The organism is Giesbergeria giesbergeri (assembly GCF_054779375.1).
Genome location: NZ_BAAGYJ010000002.1, coordinates 1 through 15,226, shown reverse-complemented (window position 1 = coordinate 15,226; position 15,226 = coordinate 1). Strand labels below are relative to the sequence as shown.

The following is a 15,226-nucleotide window of genomic DNA, read 5'->3' as shown; positions in this document are numbered from 1 at the left end:
GCACAGAGAGACCCCAAGGCATGGGCTTGGGTTATCGCCGCCACTCCGGGCGGTTTCCAGTCCGCCCAAGAGCGGTAAACGGGACAGGGAAGGGATTGCGGGCACGTTGAGGACGGACGCAAGAGGATGACACCACGGAGCGAAAAAACGGTGCTGAATGTTGATTCAGCGAATGGCTACCAGATGCCCTGCCCTTGGCAACAGGGGCGAAACCAAAGCGCCTTGGCAACAGGGCTTTTTGGCGATGGTCGTGCAGTGCCCCGTAGGGAAATACAAGGGTGGTGAAAAGCACTGTACGGCCATCACCAAAGATGCGGTGGCTGCGGCGTTGAAGGAAACGCGCTGATGCGATGCAGCAGACGACACCCTCGGGCCATCCCTGATGTAAGCCCGAAATAAGGCTGGGCGCTCGTGAATCATCGCCTTCACCTAGCTGGTATCAAGTCCAGCCAGCCCACCACATCACCTACCAGCCCTACCGAAGCCCCGAAGCAGGCGGCGCTCCAGAGGGGTAAATCTGGGGCAATTCCGGCGTTGAGCTGTCACCGTAACTGCCCGACAGCGATAGCACTGATAGTGATCAGCAAGCAGCCGCTAGGCGCTGTACCGACAATCATTCAAAGGGAAAACAACATGACGAAGCACATGCCAAGGGCACCCCCCTTCAAAGAGAGCACTGCATATTGCAACGTTAGAGCCGCACGATAGATGGCATGGGATCAGAACTGGCTGATGGTTGAGGAGTACCCACCCTCGTGAACCAAGAGACGCCACACGAAACACCACGCGCCGTGCCCCCCGGCTAATGGGGGCAAAGACTTTTCAGAGTCATACGCGAAAGCGCAAGACGGATAGAAATGATAACCCCAGCGCTGGGGCACTGGCAACAACGTAGAGGTCATTCGAGCAGCTCGTTAAAAAGCCCGCTCATGGCGGGCTGGTTCATAGTTTGGTTCACGCTTGGTTCATGGTTCAACGCTTGTGACCACCAATGTAGTGGCTGCCTTTGCCGTGGCTGTTGGTGCCGCCCACCCGGTGGCTGCCCTTGCGATTGGCTGCACCGGCGTCCAGCGCCAGCCCCAGTAGCATCGCCATTGCAGTCAAAACAGAAATCGTCTTTTTCATCAAGTTCTCCTCAGAAGGGTTGTAGTACAGAAAATGTACACCGATAGAAGCTGCTACACCTTCTTGTGTAGGAGCCATTGGTTGTGACCAGGCTGAATCCAAGCACCAAAATAGTGCAAATCAAGCCGACGCAGGGTTATATTGGGCGTCTGCCCCCTGTTCACATCAGCACACCCATGAACCGAACCGCCCGCATCCAACTATTGATTGCTGCCGTCAGCACCATTACCACCTCAGCTGCACTGGCCCACTCTGGGGGCTTAGATCGTTATGGTTGCCATCACAACAGAAAAACAGGCGGCTATCACTGCCACAACAGTCCGTCCCCTGCACCAGCTCCAACGCCTGCACCAGCCCCAACACCTGCACCAGCTCCAACGCCTGCACCAGCTCCAACGCCTGCACCAGCTCCAACGCCTGCACCAGCCCCAACACCTGCACCAGCACCAGCACCAGCACCAGCACCAGCACCAGCACCAGCACCAGCACCAGCACCAGCCCCAGCACCAGCCCCAGCCCCAGCACCAGCACCAGCACCAGCACCAGCACCAGCACCAGCACCAGCACCAGCACCAGCACCAGCACCAGCACCAGCACCAGCTCCAGCTCCAGCTCCAGCTCCAGCTCCAGCTCCAGCACCCACACCTGCGCCCGCACCGGCCCCCACCAGTCCGCCCGAAGTTGCCACCAAGCCCGCTACCCCACCCGGCACCTGCACCACGGCCACCGTGGATCGGGTGATTGATGGCGATACCATTTCTGTGCGTACCGAGCAGGGTCTAGAGCGCGTTCGGATCAACCAGATTGATGCCCCTGAGCGCAGCCAAACCTTTGGTGTGGATGCAACCACCTGCTTGACCAACATCCTTGGCAGTGGGATTGTGCAAATGTGCAGCGATGGCAAAGACCGCTACGGTCGCACCATTGCCAGCGTATCCGCCCAAGGGCAGGACGTGGGAGCCGCCATGGTGTTCCAAGGGTGTGCTTGGGCCTATACCAAGTACCTTGAAGCTGGCAGCAGCCTACCCACACTGCAAGCATTCGCCCAAGCCGCAAAGAGTGGGCTGTGGGCCAGCAGCAGCGCACAGGCACCTTGGCAATACCGCGCTGGTGTTGGGCCAGTCACAGCCACGAATGGGCAGCCTGCGGTCAATATCAGCGCACCCACCACGGCGGCAGTCCATGACCGGGTGTTTGATTGGGTTGAACACAAGTTCCCTGAGTTCACTGCGCAGGGTACTGAAACCACCTCGAACAGCGGAGCCTATGGGCGCTGCTATGCCAGTGGCTTGTGTGTGCGTTACCAAAATGGGCGCTTCTTGATTGTGGATCAGAACGGTAATGCGACCGATGCAGGTAGCGCAGCCGATTTGACACCGTTGGCGGCATCCGAAGGATTCTGATCCGTAATTTTCAGAATATTTAAGAGGCACATGGCGTTCATGCCATGATATTAGGCCCATTCGACCAGCCCTTATTGGGTTGGTTTGAGTTTTTAGATTTACCAATTAAAAGTTCTAGCGTTCGTTTTTCTGTTTTTATCTTGGCTTCCAACTTCTTTTGACTTACGTAGTTTTTAGCTTGTCGTTCCCAGTATGCAGCTAGCAAATATGGGTAAATTGTAGATGCAACCGCTGTGCATGATGCCAGCACCATCCAATGCCACACAGACCCAATCAATTGATCAGCGATAGCTGGGAATGATGATATCAAGGCCATTGCACCAGTGAATATTGCCCACTGTGTTGATCTATTGCGGTGCTCATTATTTAATTTGACAAAGGATTTGTATTCGCTTGCAGACATGGAATCTTGGTCTATAGTGTCGTCTAATTTTTCACGCATGGCCCAAACAACTGTTGCACACATCATGCAAAATGGAGATGACAAACCAGAAAGCCAAGAAAATATCTTAGAGCTATCAATATAAATCCATAGCAGCTGGCCGATTGTTAAGCCTATTGCTATAAGGGTGGGTAGAGTTATTTTGCGTGGAACTGCCAACCAATCTATCAGCAGATAGATATCTCGCTTGACGAAATCTTTTCCAGTAGCCATTGCCTCATCCCTTCAAAAACTTCGGATTGACTTAGTTGACCATCATAAGACGACACTGAAATTGAACCCGTAATTTTTAGATCATTGCCTTTAATTTCGGTTCCATCTTTTAGTTTTAAAGATGTTTCAATATACTCATTGTGACGGAGCGCCGCTCCAAGCGTATCCATTAATTCTTGACCTTTGTCAGTTGTACTGCGCTTGTAACCTAATGTCACACTCATTTGTATGTTTGAGTTGTGTAGTTTTTCAAGATTTATCTCTGATGATTTTGATGGGTTTAGTAGGCCTCTCAAAAGACCTAATCCCCAGATGTTTTCCCTAGCCTTGTTTGAGTCTGTATTCTTATCTTCATGCAACTCGTCATCATTATCTTCAGGAAGTAATGACATTTGTTGCATGGTTTTTTCATGATTGACTTCGCCACCAATTGTGATGGAGATGACATTTTTTCCTTTGTTTAATTTCTCTATTATATCCGGTGTTGGTATGTCTATTAGAGAAAAAGTATTGTTTCCTTTTATTACTTCTGCCTCGTGAAGGAACCACTGAAGAAATGATTCTAGTTGATTGGATCTTAGTGCTTGTGATTGCATGAGCACTAAGTGATTTTCAAGAACACCAAAGTACATCATGGACGATAGAAATTCACGTCGTTTTCCACTTTCGGTGGATGGCGCTTTTAGTTTTTCTATAATTACGTCGAGGGCTTCATCATCATCAACCAAGAACAATGGATCAGTTCCTGGAGCATAGGTCATTAAAGCACCAAAGACAAAGCCACCAGATTCGCAGTGCGGCGTGCCTATGATTTGATAGATGGGATTTTCTTTGTCGCCAGAAATGTTTATTCGCCTATCTCCAATAGTTGTCTTCTTGTTGAGGGATTGTTCAATTAATGTCTTAAGTGATTCATTGTCTAGATTTTTATTAAATACGGCTCGTTTGTACACCAAATTTTTCTTGATTGTTTTTGGTTTTATCATTTTTAAATTTAATAATTTATTCAAAGAGGCCGAAATTAACTTTATACAAAATTAATTACAAATCTATTTGCAGATCAGCGAATGCGCCTGGAGCCACTCTTTGAGAGCAGCATCAATCCGTGTTTGCCAGCCTCTGCCAGTGGCCTTAAAAGCTGCCATGACCTCTGGAGAGAGGCGGATGGTGGTCGATTGCTTGGGTGCAGCTTTTACTGTTCCTACAGGTCGTCCCGCTTTGCGCCGTGCAGCAATGTCAGTGGGGGTATGCACACGGGCAAATTCACCATGCTGGGATTGGCCTATAGAACGCATCAGCGCCTCTTCAAATTCCCGTATTTCGGGGTCTGAGTGAGGCTTGAGTTGATCGTCATACATCGTATTTTTCCTTGAGTCGGTTCAACAGTTCAGGGCGGATGTTGTCAAACTTGGCCTTGGCATACACCAGCACCAACACGATTTCGCCACGGGCATTGCGCGTGAAGTAGATCACCCGTGCACCACCACGTTTGCCCATACCGGCACGGCCCCAGCGCACCTTGCGTAGCCCGCTGGTGCCTAGGATCACATCGCCTGCCTCGGGGTTGTCCGCAATCCAGTCGATGAATGCTTCTCGCTCGGTATCGCTCCACACCTGAGCTGCCCAGGCCTTGAATTCTTCGGTTTCGACAACGGTCAACATACGCCTATCGTAACAACAAATAATTAGTACAGCAATTATTTGTTAGTACATCAGCCAGTATTCCACTTTGTGCAACCCGCTCCCCCTTTGCAGAAAAGCAAGACACCGGTTTGGCGTGCTTGCACCCAGACCGGCACCAGAAGCACATAGCAGCCTGTCGAGCAGCAGGGTAGGAGTGTGTGTCAGCGGCAATGCACAGACCCTGTGGCAATACCGGGCGGGCGTTGGGCCTGTCACAGCCATGAATGGACAGCCTACAGTGAACATCAGAACCCTACCACTGCTGCGGTTCATGACCGTATCTTCCACTGGGTAGAACAGAAGTTTCCAGAACATACAGCGTAAGGCACCGCAACCGTCTCCAATGGCACGAACTATGGCCGCTGCTATGCTAGTGGCTTGTGTGCTTTACCAGAATGGGCGCTTCTCTATCACAGACCAGAGCGGCACTGTCACTGATGCGGGTAGTACAGCCGATCTGATGCCATTGGCGGCTTTGGACGGGTTTTAATTTTTATATGGGTTGTCTATGAGTGATTTTGATCAAGAAACAATGACTCAACTGCGGTTAATTTATCAAGATATGAGATGGCTTGCAGATCGTGATCATGTTGGGCCTAAGCGAGCGAGAGCTTGGTATTCTGCTGTTATGAATCGAACTGTTGGTAAGAAAGTCTGTTTTTTTACAGGAAAAGTCTCTGAGAAAGCTGTTCTTCAGAGGAAAAACTTAGTATTTGAACATTTCGAGCGACTCTCTAGCAGTTTGTCTCAATTGCTTGAAAAGCACAAGGAGTCAAATGCTAGTGAGGATGAAGGTTTTAATGATTTTGTTAATTTAATAAAAAAATGTGAGAGAGTTAATATCACAACAAATAAAGAAAATGATGAAATAAAGAAAGCTGAAGGAAATTATGAAAAGGCTGGAGTTGTTTTGATTGATTGGAGTGACATTAAATGTCAAAACGCAATTCGTGCTTTTAAAAAGAAGATAGCAGGAGGAAATATTGCCAATGCAAAAGAATTTCTTTGATTGAGTGGTAATTTCACGCCGTTTAAGCAAAATTTGTTAATTATATTAGATGTCTGTGCTATCTAGCCGCCTGCTTAGGTTGCACTTGATACAGTAAACTGTACCTACGAGAGATAAGTAGGAGCTTTTCTCATCGTTATGTAACGTTGATGTATTCGATTTTGGCGGGGTATATGGATACACTGAAAAACTACGGTCATTTTGAATCAACAATGTGCTTCAAAATAGAAGCTGTAGGCACTTCGCACTATCGAAGTAGAATATCAAAGCTGGCTCAAAATCCAGTGGGAAAGCGGGCGCTGTCTTTCTTTATTGCCTATCTTGTTTTGGATAATAAGAACCCTTATGACTCTAATGCAGTCAAAGTGGTAATTGAAGGAAAAACGGTTGCTCATCTATCCAGAGAGTATGCAAAAACCTATCGGTCATACATCAGTGATTTACCAAAATATGTTGAACACATCTCAGTAGCGGCAGCAATCACCAATGGAATGACAACTCCAGACGGAGGAGAGTATGAGTACACCATTGAACTCGACATTCCTGATAGTCTAAAAATTTACCTCTCTTCTAAGCCACAAGCAGATGAGCCGGTCAGACGGTTTGGATATGCAAATCCACAACCTGATGAAGATGGAAATGTTGAGGTCACAGTATGGATGCCTGTTTCTGATCCTAAGGATTTGCACGAAAGCCTTTCTGTTGAGGAGTGGACGAAAGATTCTTGGGATACTGTCAACTACTATGTTGACAATAGGCAGAGGGCAGGTGTCGGATTCAAAATTTATGAACTTCCAAAACAGGAATACGCCAAGATTTTTGGCAATGGCCCGACCGTGGCAAAGCTAACCTTGGGCAAGAACAGATTTGCTGTGTTACGGATTGAGCCAGTTCGTTAAATTTCTTGCGCCCATCATCAGGTGGTAGCCAAGTTGGAATGCTTGCGCTACACTACCCCCGCCCTGCAAAAAAAGCAGGGCACGGGTTGGGAAGCCCGGTTTCAGAAGGCGCAGCAAGCCGCGCCACTTTTGGGGAGCGGCTTTTTTCATTTTGATGCTGCACGCACGGACACGTTTTATGGTGGGCCGTGTGGGGGCACCGCAAGGTGCGCCGGTACCTTCTGCCGGTCTTCCTACCCTACACGGCCTGCCACCCTCGTTGGGAAGCGAGGTTGTCAGGCTCCTACAACGTCCAGAAGGAGCCATCATGGCTGACACCTCCATCCGCACTGCCCCGCGCAGTCGTACAGAACACGCCGCTATTGCGGTGGCCACCACCAACTTCCGGCCACTGCTGTCATGCGCGCAGATCGAAGCTTACGAAGTCCTCCAGAGCACCACTTGGGAACCCGTGCGGCGCTTGACCATGACGGTGCTTAGCCGCAGCCGCTCCCAGTTGAATGCCGGGCTTTTCCTGCATGGCAGCGCCAGCATGCTGCAACAAACCATTGCCGACGTGCAGGCATGGCAAAAGCAATTGCAGCTCCAAGCCTACATGGCTGATATGGCCTTGGCCCGTCTGCGGGCCATCGACAACGCTACCCCCACGGTCGCGCCCAAGCGCACAGCCGTAGCGGCTTAACCGCCCCACCCTACCCACTTGCCTGACAGTCGCTGCGTGCGGCTGGCTGTGGGTTGCTTCGTCCCATTGTTCTGTTTTGGAGGTCGCCATGACTCAATCTCTTGCCCCCACCACGCTTGATTACAAACTCCACTTGCTCCTTGACGTTTACCAACGCAGGCTAGATGCGTTTAAGCGACTGATTGCTCTTGAAAAAACTATTTCTTGTGGCCTTGACCAATACGCATTGCGCCTAGCAATGATGGCACTCGCTTGTAAAGAAACCGACACGCTGATAGAAATTAAAGATCTCGGCGGCATCCTGTTTGCGTTTGACCGCAACATGGAGCACGAAGGAGTGGCAGCATGACACAGGCTGTTTTCACCCCATGCACTGATGCAGAACTGTTCGAAGCCGAAATCGAACTCAAAAGTGCCAACTTACGCTTGCTGCAAAGCACCGTGCGCGCAAACCTGCCCAGCGGCACCAAGTTCGTGGCCATGGTGCTGTGCGTCCATCACAACGACACCGCTGGCTGCGCTTGGCCCAGCGTAGCCCGCTTAGCCAAGCTATGCGGGATGCACCGCACTACCGTTGAAAAACATCTAGCCACTCTGAAAGAGCTGGGGCTGGTACTGGTGGGCAAAGTGGCTGGTATACGCACGCCAGCCTACGTTTTGCAAGAAAAAAACCTGCAGGCGGTCGCCATAGAAGGCATCACATGGGCCAAAAATATGCTCGGCAGTGCAGACTTTCTCAAGTCATCGCCAGTGCCCCCCACAGTGCCCAATGCTGCAAAACCTGACACAAACACAGAAATCTCTGCACAAGGAACGGAGGGAACGGAGGGAACGGAGGGAACGGAGGAACTGAAAGAACGGGAGGGAACGGAGGCACGCGCCACGCCACCAGCACCTGTGCCAGCTCCAGCACCAGCCACCCTGGCTGCGCCAGAGCCTGCCCCCTCCCCTGCCTTTTTTGCTTCGCAGTCTCAAAAGTCCGAACAGCCAACAGCCCAGCAGGACGACACAGCCGCTTTTGCACAACTGGTTGACCGCATCAACGCACAGCGCGCCAACAACGGCAAACCGCCCCTCACCGTGGCAGACATTGCCCAGCTGCGCGCCGAAGCGGCCAAGTCTGGTATCACTGCCATGCAAGCCGCCCAGTGGATTTTGGAGCGCACAGGCCGGAACTTTTTCAAGGCCGACTACTTTGCACCACCCGCACCGGCCCCAGTCGCGCCCACAGCACAACCGGTACGGCCCCAGCCTGCGCCCGCGCTGACCCCAGAGCAACAAGCCCAGGCTGCGGCCCCAGATGCAGCTACCAAGGCCCAGATTGCCATTCTGTTGGCCCGAAGCCTGCATACAACAACGATGGCGGCCCCGGCAGACCGCATCCCGGCAACAGACGAATTGACGGGCCCCAGCTGGGCAATTGAAAACGTGCGCCGTGCCCGCGCCGGGGTCAATCTCACCCCGCAGGTGATGCGAGACAGTTGCCAAGTTCTACGCATCAACTACCGGGCATTGCACGCTGAAATCAATGTGGCCCGCACAGTGGCCGTCACTGTGTGAGCAGGAGAACACCATGTGTCAAACCGGAATGGAATTTGGACGTATACGGGCGCTTTGTATCGCAGCCCGGCAAGGTGAACACCGTGCATGGACAGAGCTGCGCAATATTGGACAACAGGCTGCCGATCAAGGGGGCGTGCATGCGATGTGCGATTTGTTCTGGCGATTTCACGATGATCAGCTCAAATCATCGGCTGTCAATCCTGCTCAGGAGTTGAGTGCAGCCTGGGAATCAATCCCCGAATGGGCCAACCTGTAAGGAGCCAATATGCACCACCAACTCCCCCGCTGGGCCGTGATTGCATTGGCTCTGCTGGCCGCTGCCATCGGGCTCGCTGCCAGCGCCGTGACCGCTGACTTCTTCGTACTGGGCCTGCAACAGACCGAAGCCGATGCTGCTGCCCGCCAAGCCATGGCTGTTGCGGGCCTGCTGATGATTGCCGCAGAGGTGGCCGCGTTTTTCATCGCCGCCCTGCTGCCGCGTGGCCACAGCCTGCGCCCCTTGCTGCTCACCGCTGGTGCGCTGCTACTGGCATTTGAGTGCGTCACCGTGTTTGCTACCCAGCACGCGCTGGTGCAGGCCGGTACCGCAGCTCAAGCTGGGCAACTGGCCCGCATTGAGCACCTGCGCACTAGCATCGCCCAAGCCCAAGCCAACGCCGCCAGTTTGAGCGCAACAGCCCAAGAGCAGGTGGGTAGCCGGTTCATTGGCCAGCGCCAAGATGGTGCCCAGACCCTGCGCACAGCCCAAGAGTTGCAGCAGCAGGCTGACACCCAAGCGCAAGAGCTGGCGGGCTTGCTGGCCAGCCAACGCCCCACGCTGGCCGACACCTTCGGCCAGACGGGCATGCTGGTCTACACCGTGGCGCGTGCTGTGCTGATCTGTGTGATGGGACTGGTGATGTGTGCCGCTGCTGGAGCCCTGCTGCGCGCTGCCTGCTGTGGCGTGCCGGTGCCAGTGGTGCCAAAGGCAACCATGCCCACCGTGCCCGTGCCACCAGCCAGTGCCAAGTGGCGCAGTGTGACCGTGCCCGCCATCAGCATGGCCGTGGCCCCCATGACATGGGCCGTGCCAGCTGTCACCGTGCCCACTGTGCCAGCGCCGGGGCCACGCTATGCCGCTGCCCGTGCCGCCGTACTCGATGGAAACCTGAGTGTGCCGAGCGTGCGGGCCATTCAAACCTTGGTGGGGGGCAACACCAGCGCAGCCCGCACTATTCAGGCCTGTCTGGTGGCCGAAGGCCTGATTGAACGCTGCGGCCAAGGCTACCGGCTGGCCAGCGGAAAGCAGGGAGTGTTGATCTAACGCACAAAGGTAAGCAGCAGCTGCAAGCTGTCCGCTTGAGTGACTTGTTAGACCATTACTGCACAATAGCAATACGATGGTCAAAGCTGCTATGCCGCCCAGATGGGTAAGGACGCTTCCCCGGGAATGTTGTCTCAAGAACTTTTAGACCAACTATTTCATGAAGGTCAAAACGACGCCAATCTGGAAGATTGCCACGACTGCTATGACCACCTGTTTGATAACAAAGAACCTGCTTAATTCCGTTAGTTATCCCGAGCACATGGGGTTCTGCAACTCGGTGCCTGCCTTGATATCTGAATTCGATAAATTTCTTCTGATTTATTGCATGAGCAATTAATTCTTCCATGGCATTCCCTTATGAGGCCTAACGATTAAGCTAACGGGAAGACAAAAGCGTAGCTTTGGGCTGTCCAGCGAATGAAGTGAGCGATAGTTGAGCGCATTGTTAGGCACTAAGATACGCAGTGGGATTTTGATTAGACCAACCTCTGCTGCCAGGGCGGCCTGGAGTACCTGAGTATCCTGGGCGGCCTGGCGTGCCGGCGAATCCGGGCATACCGGGTGTGCCAGAAAGACCCGGTACGCTGGGTAAGCCAGTTGTGCGGTTTCGGCTGAATGCCAATGCTGAGTTGGTGGAGTCAAATATGACTCCATGATCAAACCAGCCAATATGATCACCTTTTAATGAGTAGACATTATCGCCGCTTAGCCAGGCGATAACTTTTCCGTGTCGATCACGAATCTTTGTATCGTCCCAGATTACGCAAGGCTTGCCGTACCTATCAAACATCCATTCAGCCATGATTTTTCTCCTTGGTGCCTAACGTGCAGTTTGAGGGGCGCGGAAACAGGCGGCAAAGCCGGCTGTTGGAGCGTCCCTCTCGAAGCGTTTTTTGGGCATTATTAACGAATTATTCCGGACTGAAGTCCCCAAGGCGAAGCACACATGCAATTCCACCCAACTGGCCCAACCCACTTACAAGAGTTGACCTGAGTCACACAAACATCCCCATTTTGCTGGGAAGGAAAAGGCGTGTATGGTTGTGGTTGGTATTGTGGTGTAATCATGGGTGACCCTGGCGCAGCCACTGTGCCACTACGTATTTTGTTCCAAAGAATATCTGTTACTTGGTTCGCTTTAGCCTCAGCAGCAACTTCAAAATCATGAACATCATGCACGTCAAAACGACCTTTCTTAACCACATCCAGACCAGCTTTTAGAACGTACTCCGCCAAATAGGTACGTTTCCCCCTATTTTGGCACTGCACGGTATGTTCAAGTTCATGCAATACGTGATGTAATTCGCTTCTGTCTTGCCACAAATTGCCATGTCTGACGAAAAAAATCCGATCACAGTAAGAAACGGACATTCCTGAGCCTGTGTTTATATCATCGGCAAAGGTTATGCGACTCAAATCAACGCTAAAATATTGTTGCGCAAGCGCAACAAATTCTGGAGAAAACGAATGGGTTCTTCCTTCAGATTGGCGATATAGTCCGTCAATATACGCTTGCACTGGAAGTACTAATGGAGCTGAAACAATTTCGCTGGCACATTGAGGTATATTACCTAAGCATGCTTGAATTGCTTCAGGTGTTTTTCCAAGTTCTCTTGCAATGTTGTTCACCGCCCTCTTGGATTCTTCTCCAATCTGACCTATAGTGCCGCTAATTTTTGGCAAGCATTTGCAATCCTTTATCTCCTGTGCGCACCCACCAAATGGCCTTGGGATTATGCATGCCTGGTAACACTTCTCATACTCATTAATCCCACATGAATATGCGAATGTTGGTGCTATTAATCCCGCGAGCAATATTAAATATTTCATCGGCTTCTCCATTCAAGGTGCTTAATGACATGCCCAACGAACCAAGGTAAGCGGCGGCTGAAAGCTGTCCGCTTGAGCGAAAAGTTAGAACCCAAGCCCACACACCAGCCACGCAAAGCCAGCAGAATGGGCGTAGAACAAACACCACCGTGAGCAAGTGCTAACGTTTAACATAATCAAACTGCCAGACGTCACTGGAGTGTGCCATCGAGCGACTTATGGGAAGCCATCAGATCGTGAATTCGAGCTTCAAGGATATCGTCTTGAGCACGAATGGCCTCCAAACGCTCAAGGAGAAAGTCCTCTCGAACTACCTCAATAACCGTCGTTTTCCGACTGTCGCCGTCATGCCAATTGAACTCCAAGCGTGCAAGTGGAGCTTCCTGCAAGAGGATGGCACCCTCTGGGGAGAACTTCGCCGTTAGCAGTTGGCCGCTGACTACCAGCATAGGATGCCAAACAAAAAGTCGCCAATACTTTCCAGTCTCGTTTTCTGTCCATTCTTCAAAATCGGCAACTTGGTCTTCCGTGTACTCCGCGGCCTTGAGAAGCGATGAGTAAATATCGTCAGGATGACTGGCCATTAATTCGTCTTTGCCGCTCTTCTTGCTCAGGGCACAGAACTGCGAGAAGAGGTTGTTCCAATCCGCTCCCTTCTCATCATAGATGTGAATTTCATGAAGGAACGGACACGGGTTAGGACTCGTACCAAACTTTACGTAGCTCTCGAAGTCTGCGTTTGGAGACGACGGCCGCTCCGTGAGAAGAACTATCGGGAAGCGGTTATTGACAGCCTCAATCACGAAGGTCGTCTTAACACAAACGCCTCGGCGAAATGATCGTAAGGCGCTCTCGGCCGTCAAGTCGATCTCTCGCGCCTTGCCTGTACGAGGATCCTTGTGAGACACATTGGGTTCGACAAAGAAGTCAGCAGCGGTGAGGATGCGAACGAGCCGGGACTCCATAAGGTAGCCCGATCGTTCGAGAGCGTCGCGTACAGCGTCGAGTGGAACTGGTGGTTCTGCGTGCATGGGTGTGTTTGATGCTTAACGAACCAAAAAGGCTGGAAGTCGTCCGCTTGAGCGAAAGATTAGAACCCAAGCCCACAAACCAGCCACCTAAAGCCAGCAGCATAGCCGGAAAAGCGAACCTGCACCAGCGCCAATACGAAGCCAAAGAATACTGATCGGCAAGCCAAAAACAAAGTTTACTTTTGAACACTAGCGGCAGAAAAACCCGGATTTTGACAGCCGTGGAATCAGCACTACCGTAGGAAAAATGCTAACGCCCAAGATAAGCCGCCCGCCTGCGGGTCGGCTTGAGCGAAACGTTAGAACCAAATTCAAATGGCAACACTTGAACAAATGGCAGAAAAACTAAGGGCGGCCAACCCAAGCAATGATGCCATGAACACGCGCTTCATAGCAAACATACTATGGCCGGATGCCTGCTGGTTGAAAACACCAATATACCGGCACAACGGTGGGCCAAAGAAAGGCCAGTGGGTTGCCGCCGGAGCTGCTGCACGAATGGAAAAACGTGGACTGCTGCGTCATTCAACTGTGGAACGCGGATGCTGGCATTGGACACACTCTAACGAACCAAGGTAAGCGGCGGCTGGAAGCCGTCCGCTTGAGCGGAACGTTAGAACATAATTTTTAAGGATGAAGTCATGGCGAAGAAGCCGATGGTTAATTTAACTGACGATCAAATCGATACTATTACAAGTTATGCCGATGGCGCAGATAGAGTGATGCGGGAGCTTGGAATTGATCGTTCAGTCCTCAACGAATCACTCCTAAATCACAACGTAGAGCGATGCGGAAATCCGCGCTGCGCTTGGTACACCGACAGCTTCAGTTTGCTAGATGTTGGCGAAGATGAGCCGGACGGTTTTTGCGACAACTGCCGTCGATACGACAAGCCATCTAACGAACTAAGGTAAGCGGCAGCTGAAAGCTGTCCGCTTGAGCGCAGAGTTAGACCTGCGCCGACATGCCAGCCGCTAAATACCAATAGGATAGCCAAAAAACTAAAATTACACCAGCACTAAAAGGGAACCGAAAAATCGGTTATACCAATCAAAAGTAAAACCTACTTTGAAATTACCGGCGACAGAAAAAACAAACTTTTACAGCATTGGAACGAGCACTGCTGTGAGACACGACTAACGAACCAAGGTAAGCGGCGGCTGGAAGCCGTCCGCTTGAGCGCCGAGTTAGAACACACGCCCATGCACCAACTACCAGAGTCATTAGCGGAATGAGCGGTAATCAACAGCGACACCTTTTGAGGATTTTTCTGCACGTATGATGCGAGCGAACTCATGGTATTGTATTTCTAAGTTGCTGTCAGACAACCAATTCAGTCGAAGCTCTGGCCCATGTGCCTTGCCTTCGGGAGCCTTGCCATAATCGCTATTCGCAGCGAAAAAGCTTTTGGGTAGTGCGTCTTTCTCCGAAATTTTCTTATTCCCTGGAACAATCGCCACTTGGCTATTGAAATCAGTGGTAGCACCACAATCGATCTGAAATACGACAGCTTTAATTTTTCCACTTGGTGATGCTGCTTGATCAATTACAGTTGTTGCACACATGCCAGAAAAATAGTAATCGAGCCATACGATACAGCCACCAATCGTGACAATTGCAACAGTTAACAGTCCTGAAATAACATTTTTCCAAGTCGCCATATCAATACCGCTAACGAACCAAGGTAAGCGGCGGCTGGAAGCCGTCCGCTTGAGCGACAAGTTAGAACCAACGCCCACACACCTGCTACCCAAAGCCAGCAGCATAACCGGAAAACCAAACCTGCACCAGTGCTTATACGAAACCAAAGAACACTGACTGGCAAGCCAAACGCAAAACCTACTTTTGAACGCCAGTGACAGAAAACCTTGGATTTTGGCAGCCTTGGAATGAGCACCAGCGCGGGCGAAATGCTAACGAACCAAGGTAAGCGGCGGCTGGAAGCTGTCCGCTTGAGCGCCGAGTTAGAACCCAAGCCCACACACCAGCCACCCAAAGCCAGCAGCATAGTCGGAAAAACGAACCTGTGCCAGTGCCGCC

At 51.5% G+C, this 15,226-nt stretch carries 20 protein-coding genes and 2 pseudogenes; 10 read left to right on the top strand and 12 right to left on the bottom strand.

The annotated features are described in order from the left end of the window. Nucleotides 1–972: 972 nt before the first annotated feature. The gene (locus ACYVB2_RS04145; RefSeq protein ID WP_382431212.1) at nt 973–1,125 is read right to left on the bottom strand and encodes a hypothetical protein; all 153 of its coding nucleotides are present in this window, start codon (nt 1,123–1,125) and stop codon (nt 973–975) included. A gap of 176 nt (nt 1,126–1,301) precedes the next feature. Here ACYVB2_RS04145 and ACYVB2_RS04140 point away from each other — a divergent pair. Both ACYVB2_RS04140 and ACYVB2_RS04135 read left to right on the top strand, forming a co-directional pair. After that, nucleotides 1,302–1,406 (top strand): annotated as a pseudogene (locus tag ACYVB2_RS04140) (hypothetical protein); the annotation flags it as partial. A gap of 447 nt (nt 1,407–1,853) precedes the next feature. Next, nucleotides 1,854–2,528 (top strand): thermonuclease family protein, encoded by a 675-nt coding sequence (locus ACYVB2_RS04135; protein WP_382431262.1) that lies wholly within the window; start codon nt 1,854–1,856, stop codon nt 2,526–2,528. Between the two features lie 37 nt (nt 2,529–2,565). Here ACYVB2_RS04135 and ACYVB2_RS04130 read toward each other — a convergent pair whose 3' ends face one another. From ACYVB2_RS04130 to ACYVB2_RS04115, 4 genes are all read right to left on the bottom strand, one after another. Continuing rightward, entirely contained in the window at nt 2,566–3,183 is a 618-nt protein-coding gene (locus tag ACYVB2_RS04130) for a hypothetical protein (protein ID WP_382431214.1), read from the bottom strand. Further along, the gene (locus tag ACYVB2_RS04125; protein WP_382431216.1) at nt 3,138–4,169 is read right to left on the bottom strand and encodes a hypothetical protein; all 1,032 of its coding nucleotides are present in this window, start codon (nt 4,167–4,169) and stop codon (nt 3,138–3,140) included. The genes ACYVB2_RS04130 and ACYVB2_RS04125 overlap by 46 nt, the downstream gene beginning before the upstream one ends. A gap of 63 nt (nt 4,170–4,232) precedes the next feature. Next, on the bottom strand, nt 4,233–4,541 hold the full coding sequence (locus ACYVB2_RS04120) for a BrnA antitoxin family protein (protein WP_382431218.1): 309 nt from the start codon (nt 4,539–4,541) through the stop codon (nt 4,233–4,235). Then, nucleotides 4,534–4,845 (bottom strand): transcriptional regulator, encoded by a 312-nt coding sequence (locus ACYVB2_RS04115; protein ID WP_460535420.1) that lies wholly within the window; start codon nt 4,843–4,845, stop codon nt 4,534–4,536. The genes ACYVB2_RS04120 and ACYVB2_RS04115 overlap by 8 nt, the downstream gene beginning before the upstream one ends. A gap of 529 nt (nt 4,846–5,374) precedes the next feature. Between ACYVB2_RS04115 and ACYVB2_RS04110 the strand changes: the two genes are divergently transcribed. Beyond that, entirely contained in the window at nt 5,375–5,875 is a 501-nt protein-coding gene (locus ACYVB2_RS04110; protein WP_382431222.1) for a hypothetical protein, read from the top strand. 173 nt (nt 5,876–6,048) lie between these two features. Then, entirely contained in the window at nt 6,049–6,774 is a 726-nt protein-coding gene (locus ACYVB2_RS04105) for a hypothetical protein (RefSeq protein ID WP_382431224.1), read from the top strand. Here ACYVB2_RS04105 and ACYVB2_RS04100 read toward each other — a convergent pair. After that, nucleotides 6,751–6,924 carry a hypothetical protein gene (locus ACYVB2_RS04100; RefSeq protein WP_382431226.1) on the bottom strand — a complete coding sequence of 58 codons (174 nt, stop codon included), beginning with the start codon at nt 6,922–6,924 and terminating at the stop codon, nt 6,751–6,753. The two genes, ACYVB2_RS04105 and ACYVB2_RS04100, sit on opposite strands and share 24 nt — an antisense overlap. 157 nt (nt 6,925–7,081) lie before the next feature. On the opposite strand from ACYVB2_RS04100, the gene ACYVB2_RS04095 reads away from it, so the two are divergent. The 5 genes from ACYVB2_RS04095 to ACYVB2_RS04075 all read left to right on the top strand — a co-directional run bounded on the left by ACYVB2_RS04095 (nt 7,082) and on the right by ACYVB2_RS04075 (nt 10,322). Next, nucleotides 7,082–7,456 (top strand): hypothetical protein, encoded by a 375-nt coding sequence (locus tag ACYVB2_RS04095; RefSeq protein WP_382431228.1) that lies wholly within the window; start codon nt 7,082–7,084, stop codon nt 7,454–7,456. Nucleotides 7,457–7,544: 88 nt separating this feature from the next. Beyond that, nucleotides 7,545–7,805 (top strand): hypothetical protein, encoded by a 261-nt coding sequence (locus ACYVB2_RS04090; RefSeq protein ID WP_382431230.1) that lies wholly within the window; start codon nt 7,545–7,547, stop codon nt 7,803–7,805. Continuing rightward, nucleotides 7,802–9,016, top strand: coding sequence for a helix-turn-helix domain-containing protein (locus ACYVB2_RS04085; RefSeq protein WP_382431232.1), 1,215 nt, complete (start codon nt 7,802–7,804; stop codon nt 9,014–9,016). The genes ACYVB2_RS04090 and ACYVB2_RS04085 overlap by 4 nt, the downstream gene beginning before the upstream one ends. Before the next feature lie 13 nt (nt 9,017–9,029). Next, a complete protein-coding gene (locus tag ACYVB2_RS04080) occupies nt 9,030–9,275 on the top strand; it encodes a hypothetical protein (RefSeq protein ID WP_382431234.1) in 246 nt (81 codons plus the stop codon). Nucleotides 9,276–9,284: 9 nt separating this feature from the next. Further along, nucleotides 9,285–10,322, top strand: coding sequence for a hypothetical protein (locus ACYVB2_RS04075; protein ID WP_382431236.1), 1,038 nt, complete (start codon nt 9,285–9,287; stop codon nt 10,320–10,322). Nucleotides 10,323–10,377: 55 nt separating this feature from the next. On the opposite strand, the gene ACYVB2_RS04070 is transcribed toward ACYVB2_RS04075, so the two are convergent. The 5 genes and pseudogenes from ACYVB2_RS04070 to ACYVB2_RS04050 all read right to left on the bottom strand — a co-directional run. Continuing rightward, nucleotides 10,378–10,671 carry a hypothetical protein gene (locus ACYVB2_RS04070; protein ID WP_382431238.1) on the bottom strand — a complete coding sequence of 98 codons (294 nt, stop codon included), beginning with the start codon at nt 10,669–10,671 and terminating at the stop codon, nt 10,378–10,380. Between the two features lie 99 nt (nt 10,672–10,770). After that, nucleotides 10,771–11,115, bottom strand: coding sequence for a collagen-like triple helix repeat-containing protein (locus ACYVB2_RS04065; protein WP_460535989.1), 345 nt, complete (start codon nt 11,113–11,115; stop codon nt 10,771–10,773). Between the two features lie 113 nt (nt 11,116–11,228). Continuing rightward, nucleotides 11,229–12,008, bottom strand: a complete 780-nt coding sequence (locus ACYVB2_RS04060) for a hypothetical protein (protein ID WP_382431242.1) — start codon at nt 12,006–12,008, stop codon at nt 11,229–11,231. 338 nt (nt 12,009–12,346) lie between these two features. Next, nucleotides 12,347–13,186 carry a hypothetical protein gene (locus tag ACYVB2_RS04055; protein ID WP_460535411.1) on the bottom strand — a complete coding sequence of 280 codons (840 nt, stop codon included), beginning with the start codon at nt 13,184–13,186 and terminating at the stop codon, nt 12,347–12,349. Between the two features lie 250 nt (nt 13,187–13,436). After that, nucleotides 13,437–13,562 (bottom strand): annotated as a pseudogene (locus ACYVB2_RS04050) (DUF1010 domain-containing protein); the annotation flags it as partial. Nucleotides 13,563–13,827: 265 nt separating this feature from the next. Here ACYVB2_RS04050 and ACYVB2_RS04045 point away from each other — a divergent pair. Further along, nucleotides 13,828–14,100: a hypothetical protein gene (locus ACYVB2_RS04045; RefSeq protein WP_382431246.1), complete on the top strand. Its 273-nt coding sequence runs from the start codon at nt 13,828–13,830 to the stop codon at nt 14,098–14,100. Between the two features lie 309 nt (nt 14,101–14,409). Here the strand turns inward: ACYVB2_RS04045 and ACYVB2_RS04040 are convergent, their stop codons facing one another. Then, entirely contained in the window at nt 14,410–14,952 is a 543-nt protein-coding gene (locus tag ACYVB2_RS04040) for a hypothetical protein (RefSeq protein WP_382431248.1), read from the bottom strand. Nucleotides 14,953–15,226 lie beyond the last annotated feature (274 nt).

Excerpts from the sequence above, each read along its gene's own strand:
- ACYVB2_RS04040 (WP_382431248.1), bottom strand. The coding sequence starts at position 14,952 with ATGCTGCTGGCTTTGGGTAGCAGGTGTGTGGGCGTTGGTTCTAACTTG.
- ACYVB2_RS04085 (WP_382431232.1), top strand. The coding sequence starts at position 7,802 with ATGACACAGGCTGTTTTCACCCCATGCACTGATGCAGAACTGTTCGAA.
- ACYVB2_RS04055 (WP_460535411.1), bottom strand. The coding sequence starts at position 13,186 with ATGCACGCAGAACCACCAGTTCCACTCGACGCTGTACGCGACGCTCTC.
- ACYVB2_RS04105 (WP_382431224.1), top strand. The coding sequence starts at position 6,049 with ATGGATACACTGAAAAACTACGGTCATTTTGAATCAACAATGTGCTTC.
- ACYVB2_RS04065 (WP_460535989.1), bottom strand. The coding sequence starts at position 11,115 with ATGTTTGATAGGTACGGCAAGCCTTGCGTAATCTGGGACGATACAAAG.
- ACYVB2_RS04070 (WP_382431238.1), bottom strand. The coding sequence starts at position 10,671 with ATGGAAGAATTAATTGCTCATGCAATAAATCAGAAGAAATTTATCGAA.
- ACYVB2_RS04045 (WP_382431246.1), top strand. The coding sequence starts at position 13,828 with ATGGCGAAGAAGCCGATGGTTAATTTAACTGACGATCAAATCGATACT.
- ACYVB2_RS04095 (WP_382431228.1), top strand. The coding sequence starts at position 7,082 with ATGGCTGACACCTCCATCCGCACTGCCCCGCGCAGTCGTACAGAACAC.
- ACYVB2_RS04090 (WP_382431230.1), top strand. The coding sequence starts at position 7,545 with ATGACTCAATCTCTTGCCCCCACCACGCTTGATTACAAACTCCACTTG.
- ACYVB2_RS04125 (WP_382431216.1), bottom strand. The coding sequence starts at position 4,169 with ATGATAAAACCAAAAACAATCAAGAAAAATTTGGTGTACAAACGAGCC.
- ACYVB2_RS04075 (WP_382431236.1), top strand. The coding sequence starts at position 9,285 with ATGCACCACCAACTCCCCCGCTGGGCCGTGATTGCATTGGCTCTGCTG.
- ACYVB2_RS04100 (WP_382431226.1), bottom strand. The coding sequence starts at position 6,924 with ATGAAAAAAGCCGCTCCCCAAAAGTGGCGCGGCTTGCTGCGCCTTCTG.
- ACYVB2_RS04115 (WP_460535420.1), bottom strand. The coding sequence starts at position 4,845 with ATGTTGACCGTTGTCGAAACCGAAGAATTCAAGGCCTGGGCAGCTCAG.
- ACYVB2_RS04080 (WP_382431234.1), top strand. The coding sequence starts at position 9,030 with ATGTGTCAAACCGGAATGGAATTTGGACGTATACGGGCGCTTTGTATC.
- ACYVB2_RS04110 (WP_382431222.1), top strand. The coding sequence starts at position 5,375 with ATGAGTGATTTTGATCAAGAAACAATGACTCAACTGCGGTTAATTTAT.
- ACYVB2_RS04130 (WP_382431214.1), bottom strand. The coding sequence starts at position 3,183 with ATGGCTACTGGAAAAGATTTCGTCAAGCGAGATATCTATCTGCTGATA.
- ACYVB2_RS04145 (WP_382431212.1), bottom strand. The coding sequence starts at position 1,125 with ATGAAAAAGACGATTTCTGTTTTGACTGCAATGGCGATGCTACTGGGG.
- ACYVB2_RS04120 (WP_382431218.1), bottom strand. The coding sequence starts at position 4,541 with ATGTATGACGATCAACTCAAGCCTCACTCAGACCCCGAAATACGGGAA.